Raw genomic sequence first — 10,550 nt, forward strand, 5'->3', positions numbered from 1 at the left:
TCTATTAAATGACAAAAAGATTAAACTCTAAACATAAAGTTGACAGAAGATTAAAAGTAAATCTTTGGGGAAGACCAAAAAGTCCGTTTAATACTAGAGCCTATGGACCAGGACAACATGGTCAAACGAAAACTTCAAAACCTTCTGATTACGGAATTCAGTTACAAGCTAAACAAAAATTAAAAGCTTATTACGGGAATATTAATGAGAGACAATTCAGAAATATTTATAAAAAAGCTAGTATGCTTAAAGGTGATACAAGTGAGAACTTAATTGGATTATTGGAAAGAAGGTTAGATTCAGTAATATATAGAGCAAAGTTTGCAACTACAATTTTTTCTGCAAGACAATTAATCAACCATGGACACGTAAAAGTTAATGGAAAAAAAGTAAATATTTCCAGTTATTCTGTTAGAGAAGAAGACACTATAGAAATTAGAGATAAGTCAAAACAACTCGCGATAATCGATATTGCTTTAGCCAGCAAAGAAAGAGAAGCTCCAGAATATATTCAAATGGATGAAAAAAATAAAAAATTTAAGTTTGTTAGAATTCCAAAATTTGAAGAAGTACCATACCCAGTTGTTATGGAGCCAAATTTAGTAATTGAATATTACTCTAGATAATAATTATTTTTTATAGTTAATACCTTTGTCATCAAACATTTTTTTTAATTCTCCACTTTCATACATTTCTTTGATGATATCACATCCGCCTATGAATTCTTTTTTGATGTAAAGTTGAGGGATTGTTGGCCAATCGCTGAATACTTTAATTCCATCTCTTAAAGATTGATCTTCCAGTACGTTCACACCCTTAAAATTTATCTCTAACATTTTAAGTATATTTGAAACAGTCATTGAAAAACCACATTGTGGTTGATCTGGTGTACCTTTCATAAAAAGGCACACATCATTAGTATCAATGTGATTTTGAATTAAACTTTTTGTTTGATCATCCATTATTGTTCCTTTGTTTTAATTGCTAAAGCGTGTAGTTCATTTCCCATCTTACCTTTTAATGAATTATAAACCATTTTATGTTGTTCAATTTTACTTTTACCGGCAAATTGAGAAGAGGTTATAGTCGCTGAGTAATGATTACCATCTCCAGCTAGATCTTGAATATCTATTACAGCATCTGGCATTGCTTCTTTGATATATTTTTCGATTTCTTTTAAATCCATTGCCATATTTTAACTCATATACTTAGATAGCCAATTTGTATAATAAGACTTCAATTCGTCAATTGTAACTTTTGTCTTTTCATTAATAATCATATCGTTTTGTGTGATAATACCCAATTCCTCATAATGTACTGAGTTTTTGTTTAAAATTTTTGTAACTTCTTTTAAATTTTCTTTATTCACCTCTATTAAATATCTACCCTGATCTTCTGCAAAAAAATACTCAATTTCATTCATTAAATTTTTTGACTTATTAATTCTAATTCCCTTATTACCTTTAATGCACATTTTACTTATCGCAACCAATAGACCTCCTAAAGATATGTCGTGAGCACTTTTCACGTATCCTTTATCAATTAAATTTAAAATTGACTCTCCATTATTTTTTTCATTAAACAGATTTACCTCTGGTGGAGGTCCATTTTTTTCATCTAAAATTGTTCTGGCAAATAAACTTTGGTCAATATGCCCTTCAGTTTTACCAATGATTAAAACTAAATTATCAACTTCTTTTAAATCCATCGAAATCATTTTTGTATAATCTTTGATGAGACCAACACCACCAATTGATGGTGTTGGTTTGATTCCAACTTCTTTGGTTTGGTTGTAAAAAGATACATTACCAGATACCACTGGAAAATTTAAATATTTACTTGCTTCTCCAATTCCCTGAACACATTCAACAAACTCACTCATGTTCTCCTCTTTTTCAGGGCTTCCAAAGTTTAAACAATTTGTAATAGCAACTGGAGTCGCTCCAACTGAAATTAAATTTCTCCAACTTTCAGCTACGACTTGTTTACCTCCTGTTAATGGGTGAGCCCAACAATAAACTGCCGAAGAATCAACTGATGCTGCCACAGCTTTATTTGTTCCATGTACTCTTACAACACCAGAGTCCCCACCTGGTTTTTGAATAGTGTCACCCATAACCGTATGATCATATTGTTGCCAAATCCATTCCTTACTACATATATTCTGATTAGATAAAACTTTTTTAAGAACATCTTTTATTTTGAATTTATTTAGTACTTCATTCTTAAATTTATTTTTTTTTGGCAACTTTGATTTTTTCCATTTACGATCATACATTGGAGAATTTTCAACAAGAATATTAACAGGTATTTTTGCTACTTGTTCCTGGTTAAAAAATAATTCAATGTTTTTTGAGTTTGTTGTTTTTCCAATTACTGCAAAATCTAAATTCCATTTATCAAATATTTTTTTTGCAATTTCCTCTTTGCCATTTTCTAAAACTATTAACATTCGTTCTTGGCTTTCAGACAACATAATTTCGTAAGGAGTCATTTTAGTCTCTCTGCATGGGACTTTACTTAAATCAATTTCAATGCCTAAATTTCCTTTTGATGCCATTTCAATACTCGACGAAGTAAGACCAGCAGCTCCCATATCTTGAATGGCAATAATTGAATCACCAGCCATTAATTCTAAACAAGCTTCTAGTAAAAGCTTTTCAGTAAAAGGGTCACCAACTTGTACAGTTGGTTTTTTCTCTTCAATCTTCTCATCAAAACTAGCTGAAGCCATACTTGCTCCGTGAATTCCATCTCTACCAGTCTTAGAACCCACATAAATCACAGGTTTGTTTAAACCAGCGGCTTTTGAATAAAAAATTTTATTTTTTTTAACTAAACCAAGTGTCATTGCGTTGACCAAAATATTTCCATTGTAAGAACTATCAAAAGAAGTTTGTCCAGCTATCGTTGGCACACCCATACAATTTCCATAGCCGCCAATACCATGTACAACTCCTCGTAAGAGATTTTTTGTTTTTTTATGTTGCGGAGATCCAAAATGTATTGAATTTAAATTTGCTATCGGTCTTGCTCCCATTGTAAATACATCTCTCATAATTCCACCAACACCCGTTGCAGCGCCTTGATATGGTTCAATAAATGAAGGATGATTGTGACTTTCAATTTTAAAAACAATTGCATCACCATCTTCAATATCAATGACACCTGCATTTTCTCCTGGACCTTGAATTACTTTTTTCCCTTTAGTTGGTAGTTTTTTTAAGTGAAGTCTTGATGACTTATATGAGCAATGTTCATTCCACATCGCTGAAAAAATTCCAAGTTCAGTAATATTTGGAGTTCTTTTGAGTAACTTACAAATTTTTTTGTACTCGTCAGACTTTAGACCATGTTCTATAGCAATTTGTTCGTTAACTTCCATTATTTAATATTATTAATAAGGTTTTTGAAAAAAATTGAACCATCTTCCCCCGATAAACTTTGGTCTATCATTCTCTCTGGATGAGGCATCATCCCTAAAACATTTTTTTCTTTATTAAAAATTCCTGCAATATTTTTTATTGAACCATTTGGGTTATATTGATCTTCTATCTTACCCTCACTATTACAATAATAAATTGCTATTTGATTATTATCCTTAATTTCTTTCAATTGATCTTTGGTACAAAAATAATTTCCTTCATTATGAGCAATATGAAATTCTAAAACGTCTTTATTAAGATTTTTAAAATATGCATTCTCTTTGTTGTCCAATTTCACGAAGACATTTTTACATATAAACTCCAAGTATTTATTTCTTAACAAAACTCCTGGCACTAAACCTGTTTCAACCAGTATTTGAAATCCATTACAAATTCCCATGACCAATCCTCCAGATTTTGCAAAATTTATTACTGATTGCATTATCCTAGACTTTGAAGCCATACTTCCACATCGTAAGTAATCTCCATAGGAAAAACCACCTGGAAGTACAACTAAATCACTTTTAGGGAGCTCATTATCATCATGCCAAACCATCTTGTTGTTAAAACCAAATTTCTTGAGCGCAACATCCATGTCCCTATCACAATTTGAGCCAGGAAAAGTTATTACAGATGACTTCATTAATTACTGTGTTTCAATAATTCTAAAGTTTTCGATTACAAGATTAGCTAAAAGTTTTTTACACATGTCCTCTACAACAGCTTTTGCTTTGCTAGGATCATTTTCATTAACATCTATTTCAAAATATTTACCTTGTCTTACTTCACTTATATTTTCAAAACCCATTCCATTCAATGCTTGATGGATGACTTTACCCTGTGGATCTAAAACATCCTTTTTTAATGTTATTATTGCAGAAACCTTCATTTACTCTTTTTTTTTATTGAAGAAAGTTTTGTTACGTTAACAGCGGATACATTTGATTGTTCATGAAGAATACCAAGTCGTTTTGCAACCTCAGTATAAGCTGGTATCAAATCTCCTAAATCTTTTCTAAATCTGTCCTTATCAAGTTTTTTATCAGTAATTGAGTCCCACAATCTACAAGTATCAGGGCTGATTTCATCTGCTAAAATAATATTATTTTTTCCACTTTCATGAGTGAAGCCAAACTCGACTTTAAAATCAACTAGTTTGATTCCAACTCCTCTAAATAAACCTAACAAAAAATCATTCAAACGTTTTAAATTTTCATCAATCAAATCAAGCTGAATAGCGTTAAGCCAATTAAACGCCAGAATGTGTTCTCTACTAATGTTTGGATCACCTAATTTATCATTTTTGAGACAATACTCTATTAATGGATATTCAAGTACAGTACCATCCTCAATACCCAATCGTTTTGTAAGAGAACCAGTTGCAATATTTCTTACAATGAACTCAATAGGAATAATATCTACAAGTTTCACAAGTTGTTCTCTCATATTTAGTCTTTTTACTAAATGATTTTTAATTCCAATTTGATTTAGGTTTGAGAGTATATGTTCTGAAATTCTGTTATTAAGAACACCTTTTCCCTCAATAGTACTTTTTTTTTGATTATTAAATGCCGTTGCATCATCTTTAAAATATTGAATAACAAGATTTTTGTCAGAAGTTGCATAAATAATTTTAGCTTTTCCTTCGTATAGTTTTTTCCCTTTTTTCATTATTTTATGACTCTTCTAAAAATAAAATTGACATTTTTCATATGTTTTGAATAACTAAATATTGATTTTAATTTCCTTATTGAGATTTTACTCATTATATATCTGTCAGATTGTACTACATCAAATAAATTCAAATTTTCAGCAAAACACTTTTTTGAAAAATTTTGAACCATTCTATAAGATTTTTCTCTAGTTAATCCAGTTTTTGTAAGTTCAAGCATTAACTCTTGTGAAAAAATTAAACCTTTCGTTATATTTAAGTTTTCTAACATTTTTTTTGGATAAACAATCATATTATCTAAAATATTGGTTAATCTTACTAAAGCAAAATCAATAGTTATATTAGCATCTGGGCCGATGTTTCTCTCTACGCTTGAATGTGAAATATCTCTTTCGTGCCATAGGGCTATATTTTCAAGTGCAGGAATTACAGTACTTCTAACCATTCTTGAAAGGCCCGTTAGATTTTCACTCAAGATAGGATTTTTTTTATGTGGCATAGCAGATGAACCTTTTTGTTTTTTTGAAAAAAATTCTTGTAGTTCGTAAACTTCAGTTCTTTGTAAATGTCTGATTTCTGTAGCTACTCTTTCAACAGAACCCGCAATAATTCCAAGAACTGAGAAATAAAAAGCATGTCTATCTCTTGGAATAACTTGAGTTGAAATGGGTTCAACTTTTAAACCAAGTTTTTTAGCAACATGCTTTTCTACATTTGGATTTATATTAGCAAATGTTCCAACTGCACCTGAAATAGCACATGTCGAAACTTCATCTATTGCATCGACTAATCTTTTTCTATTTCTTTTAAATTCTGCGTAAAAAGAAGCAAGTTTTAAACCAAAGGTAATGGGCTCAGCATGTATGCCATGACTTCTTCCCATGCATGGCGTAAATTTATATTTGTTTGCTTGTTTTTTTAATACTTTTAAAATTTGGTCAATGTCTTTGAGAATTATTTTTCCTGATTGAACTAATTGAATATTGAAACTCGTGTCCAAGACATCCGATGATGTCATTCCTTGATGAAGGTACCTTGCTTTAATTCCAGCTTTCTCCGTGACAGAAGTTAAAAAAGCAATGACATCGTGTTTAACTTGAGACTCAATTTGGTGAATTCTTTTAACATTAATTTTTGCTTTTTTTCTTACAATTAAGGAGACACCTTTGGGAATTTGATTTAATTTCTCCATAGCTTGTGCTGCAGCTATCTCAACATCTAACCAAATTTTGTATTTATTTTCTTCCGACCAAATATCAGTAAGTTCTTTTCTCGAATATCTTTTTATCATTAATTATAAATATGGAGGCTTTAAATAACCTTTAACAGATTCTGTAAAAATTTCATAACCATTTTCTGTTATTCCAACTGTATGTTCAAATTGTGCAGACAAAGATTTATCTTTTGTAACTGCTGTCCAACCATCATTTAGCAGTTTAGTTGCAAATTTACCTGCATTAATCATAGGTTCAATTGTAAATGTCATTCCTGGTTTTAATTCCATTCCTGTATTTTTAGTTCCATAATGTAAAATATTTGGTGACTCGTGAAAAGTCGTACCTATACCATGTCCACAAAAATCTCTGACAACTGAAAAACCTTTTTCTTCTACATATGTTTGAATTTCATGACCAATATCTCCAAGTTTTTTTCCAGGTTTTAAAATTTTTATGGCCCTCATCATCGACTCATGAGTTGCATCTATAAGATTATTTAATTTGACAGAAGTTTTACCTATACAAAACATTCTACTTGTATCTCCGTAGTGGTTATCAATAATTGCTGTGACATCTACATTGACTGCATCCCCTTCTTCTAAAATTCTTTCTTCAGAGGGAATTCCATGACAAACAACATGGTTTAATGATGTACATAATGATTTAGTAAAACCTCTGTAATAAAGTGGGGCAGAGTAACCTCCGTTATCTCTAATAAATTCGTAACCAAGTTTATCAATTTGTGCAGTTGAAATACCTTCTTTTATATTTTCAGTAAGCATATCTAAGGTTTGAGCTGCAAGTTTCCCTGCGATTCTCATTTTTTCAAATTTTTCTGAATAATTATTCATTAATAATGTTTAATTTTTTTTCTATTCTAATTTCTTTTGAATTCAATTTACATCTATAAGCAAGAAAATTAACACCAGCTTTTTTCGCAATAAGAAAGTTTTTATAATATTCTTCATCGATATCTTTCGCAATTTTAAAATTTTCCATATTTTGTATCTGAACTAAAAAGATCAGATATGATTTATAACCTTTTTTTATGGCATCAATAAGTGTAAGAAGATGTTTTGAACCTCTTGTAGTAATTGCGTCAGGAAATTCAGCAGTTTTTTTCTCTCTAAAAAGAGTTACATTTTTAACTTCGATAAAGCTTTTTTGTTTTTTTTTCTCGATTAAAAAATCAAACCTAGTTTCTTTGTTGTAAAAAACTTCTGACTTAATGCTATCATTGTTTTTTAATTCATTTATTAAATTAGCATTTAGACCATGTTCAACAATTTTGTTTGCCATGTGAGTATTTACTCCAACTAAATTATTATTGGCTTTAATCAATTCTAAACCATATTTAAGTTTTCTTTTTGGATTATCATTTTTGAGTAAGAAGACCTCATTTCCCTCATCAAGCAGACCTTTCATTGAGCCTGTATTTGGACAATGGGCGGTCACAACTTCTTTATTTATTTTTACATCTACAAAAAAACGTTTATATCTTTTGATTAATTTGCCTTTTATCAAAGACTTGGTAAATTCCATATTCAAATTATAGATAATATGAAAAAAAATACAAAAGTTAATGCTGCTATATTAATAATTGGAAATGAAATCCTTTCAGGCCGAACTCAAGATACTAATACTAGCACTTTAGCTGTTTGGCTAAATTCACTTGGAGTTCAAGTTAATGAAGTAAGAGTAATACCAGATACAAAAAAAACTATAATTGAAAATTTAAATATCTTAAGAAAGAATAATGATTATGTTTTTACAACTGGTGGTATTGGTCCAACTCATGATGATATTACTGCTGAGTCTGTTTCAGAAGCTTTTGGATTAAAATATGAAATTCATCCGGAAGCTTTTAAAATTTTAGAAAGTTATTATAAGCCAGGAGATTTTAATGAGGGTAGACAGAAAATGGTCTGGATGCCACATAATGCAAAATTAATTTTGAATCCAACGAGTGGGGCACCAGGATTTAGTGTTGAGAATGTGTTTTGTTTACCAGGTGTTCCATCGATATTAAAATCAATGTTAGGTAGTTTGAAACAAAAAATTGTAGGCGGTGATCCAATATTAAGTCATACAATAAGCTTAAAAACTGTAGAAAGTGAAATCGCAAATTCTTTATCAAAGGTCCAAGATCAAAATAAAGATGTTGAAATTGGAAGTTATCCCTTTTTTCACGCAGGAAAACTTGGAGTCTCGATAGTTCTTAGATCTGAGCAGCAATCAAAAATTGATATTTGTAGTGCTCAGATTTTAAATTTTATTAAAGAAAAAAAAATAGAAATAGTAGATCGATAAATGCTTTATTTTGCTTATGGTAGTAATCTACATCATTTTCAAATGAAAAGAAGATGTAAAGATAGTGTTTTTTTAAAAAAAATAAATCTCAAAAATTTTAAATTAACATTTAGAAGCAAATATCGAGCGGCAGATATTGAGTCAAAAAAAAATTCTATAGTACCAGGTGGGTTATTTGAGATATCAAAAAGTGATGAAAAAAAACTTGATATTTATGAAGACTTTCCAATTTTATATAAAAAGTATTATTTTTTATATTATGGAAAAAAAGTAATGACTTATACGATGACTAAAAAAACACCATTCAGATTTCCAACTGAAAGATATCTTAATATTGTTAAACGTGGATATAAAGATTGTAAACTTGATAAAAAATATTTAGAAAGAGCATTATTGCTTTAACATTTTCAAATCAACTTTTTTTTTCAACTCATTATAAACTTGGTCTTCGACATTACTCCAGTCATTAAATTTTTCTTGTTGAAAAATTCTAAGAGTTTTATATGGATTAATTTTATTGAATTCACCCCATCTCCAATCAGGATGCAGGCTTAACATACCCCATGTTTCTATATTTAATGATGCTGATAAATGTAATATTGATGTGTCACTAGTTATGACTAAATCTAAATTTTTAACTATAGACGCAATTTCATCGAGTTTATATTGACCATAATCAACTAAGTTTGATGAACGAAAATCATCCAAATCACGATCCCAAATTTCATTTTGTAAACAATAAAATTTTGCATTTATTGAGAATATTTTTTTTAAAGATTTAAGTGGTACAGATCTAAAAGGTTCATTAGCACCATTAAAACTTCCTGACCAAACTAAACCTATGTTGAGTTTATCTTTAATTATTTTTTCACTCCATTTTAAATCATTTTCTCTAATAGTTTGTATAAGATTTTTGTTGTTTACAAATTTTTCTTCAAAAAAAAATTTTATTAATGATCCTAACGCAATTTTGAAATCAAATGGTTTATGCCTACAATTTTCAATAGTTTCAATTGATAAGTTGTCAATTTCTATTTTAAAAAGATTTTTTATATTTTTTTGAACTATGAAAGTTACATTTTTTGATATTTTTGTTAGTGGTATAATATATTTAGAAAATTGAATTGAATCTCCTATTCCTTGCTCATTAAAGACTACAATACTTTTTTCATTGATCTTTTCACCATTCCATTCTTTAATATCCTTATAAAAATCAGTAATTTTTGAATTTCTATATTCATAATATTCCCAACCTTTATTAAAGTTACCTTCATATAGTAATTTTAATCCATAATAATTTAAAAACTCAGGTTCTTTTTTTATATTATCTTTAGATTGATTAAGTAGTTTTTCACATTCTTCTTTTTTATTAATATTTGAATATAATATCAAAAGAGTGATAAAAAATTTTGGAATATTTTTGTTTTCATCCAAAATATTAATTGCTTCTTGTACTTGATTTTTAAGGATTAAAAATCTTGCCTTATTATATTTGAATTCTATAAAATTTTTGTCAAAATTTTCTGCTTTGTTCAAAAAAATTTCAGAATTTTTTAAATCTCTTAATAAAATGTAACTATTAAGAAGATTATTTACTATTATTTGGTCTTCTCCAAAATTAATTCCTTTAAGAAAAAATTCATTTGCGATTTTTGGCTTATTCTTTTTTAGGTACATACAGCCAATGTTATTTAAGGCTTGTTTTTTATTTTTACCATTAAGGTCTAAATATTTAGTATAATATTTTAATGCATCACCTAAATTATTATTTAACTCATGAGCATAAGCTAATTGATAATTGTATTCATCATTTAATTCATTAATTTCAACTAATTGCTTTGCATAAACTAACATCTTATTAAAAATTTTTTTTTTCAAGTAAACCAAATAAAGATTTTTTATAGGATCTTCATATCTGGGTTGAAT

Annotated in this window: 13 protein-coding genes; 3 read left to right on the top strand and 10 right to left on the bottom strand. The window is 28.9% G+C overall.

The features are described 5' to 3' along the window. Positions 1–8 precede the first annotated feature (8 nt). Positions 9–626, top strand: a complete 618-nt coding sequence (rpsD, locus tag ACTT83_RS01535; protein WP_440916292.1) for a 30S ribosomal protein S4 — start codon at positions 9–11, stop codon at positions 624–626. Positions 627–629: 3 nt separating this feature from the next. Here rpsD and grxD read toward each other — a convergent pair whose 3' ends face one another. From grxD to sfsA, 9 genes are read right to left on the bottom strand one after another with little or no spacing between them, the layout of a single operon-like run. After that, positions 630–962, bottom strand: coding sequence for a Grx4 family monothiol glutaredoxin (gene grxD / locus ACTT83_RS01540; RefSeq protein WP_440916293.1), 333 nt, complete (start codon positions 960–962; stop codon positions 630–632). Beyond that, positions 962–1,192, bottom strand: a complete 231-nt coding sequence (locus ACTT83_RS01545; protein ID WP_440916294.1) for a BolA/IbaG family iron-sulfur metabolism protein — start codon at positions 1,190–1,192, stop codon at positions 962–964. The genes grxD and ACTT83_RS01545 overlap by 1 nt, the downstream gene beginning before the upstream one ends. 3 nt (positions 1,193–1,195) lie before the next feature. After that, a complete protein-coding gene (gene purL, locus ACTT83_RS01550) occupies positions 1,196–3,385 on the bottom strand; it encodes a phosphoribosylformylglycinamidine synthase subunit PurL (protein WP_440918465.1) in 2,190 nt (729 codons plus the stop codon). Then, positions 3,385–4,068, bottom strand: a complete 684-nt coding sequence (gene purQ / locus ACTT83_RS01555; RefSeq protein ID WP_440918466.1) for a phosphoribosylformylglycinamidine synthase I — start codon at positions 4,066–4,068, stop codon at positions 3,385–3,387. The genes purL and purQ overlap by 1 nt, the downstream gene beginning before the upstream one ends. A gap of 3 nt (positions 4,069–4,071) precedes the next feature. Continuing rightward, on the bottom strand, positions 4,072–4,314 hold the full coding sequence (purS, locus tag ACTT83_RS01560; protein WP_440918467.1) for a phosphoribosylformylglycinamidine synthase subunit PurS: 243 nt from the start codon (positions 4,312–4,314) through the stop codon (positions 4,072–4,074). Next, the gene (purC, locus tag ACTT83_RS01565; RefSeq protein WP_440918468.1) at positions 4,311–5,096 is read right to left on the bottom strand and encodes a phosphoribosylaminoimidazolesuccinocarboxamide synthase; all 786 of its coding nucleotides are present in this window, start codon (positions 5,094–5,096) and stop codon (positions 4,311–4,313) included. Before purC ends, purS begins: the two co-directional genes overlap by 4 nt. After that, the gene (gene purB, locus ACTT83_RS01570) at positions 5,096–6,388 is read right to left on the bottom strand and encodes an adenylosuccinate lyase (protein WP_440918469.1); all 1,293 of its coding nucleotides are present in this window, start codon (positions 6,386–6,388) and stop codon (positions 5,096–5,098) included. The genes purC and purB overlap by 1 nt, the downstream gene beginning before the upstream one ends. A gap of 3 nt (positions 6,389–6,391) precedes the next feature. Further along, positions 6,392–7,165: a type I methionyl aminopeptidase gene (map, locus tag ACTT83_RS01575; protein ID WP_440918470.1), complete on the bottom strand. Its 774-nt coding sequence runs from the start codon at positions 7,163–7,165 to the stop codon at positions 6,392–6,394. After that, positions 7,158–7,856, bottom strand: coding sequence for a DNA/RNA nuclease SfsA (gene sfsA / locus ACTT83_RS01580; protein ID WP_440918471.1), 699 nt, complete (start codon positions 7,854–7,856; stop codon positions 7,158–7,160). Before sfsA ends, map begins: the two co-directional genes overlap by 8 nt. 18 nt (positions 7,857–7,874) lie before the next feature. Between sfsA and ACTT83_RS01585 the strand changes: the two genes are divergently transcribed. Then, entirely contained in the window at positions 7,875–8,624 is a 750-nt protein-coding gene (locus tag ACTT83_RS01585; protein WP_440918472.1) for a competence/damage-inducible protein A, read from the top strand. Then, a complete protein-coding gene (locus ACTT83_RS01590) occupies positions 8,625–9,026 on the top strand; it encodes a gamma-glutamylcyclotransferase family protein (protein WP_440918473.1) in 402 nt (133 codons plus the stop codon). Here ACTT83_RS01590 and ACTT83_RS01595 read toward each other — a convergent pair. Continuing rightward, positions 9,015–10,550: hypothetical protein (locus tag ACTT83_RS01595; RefSeq protein WP_440918474.1), on the bottom strand; the 1,536-nt coding region annotated here is incomplete at its 5' end. The genes ACTT83_RS01590 and ACTT83_RS01595 overlap by 12 nt on opposite strands.

The organism is Candidatus Pelagibacter sp., from assembly GCF_052049775.1.
Lineage (GTDB): Bacteria > Pseudomonadota > Alphaproteobacteria > Pelagibacterales > Pelagibacteraceae > Pelagibacter.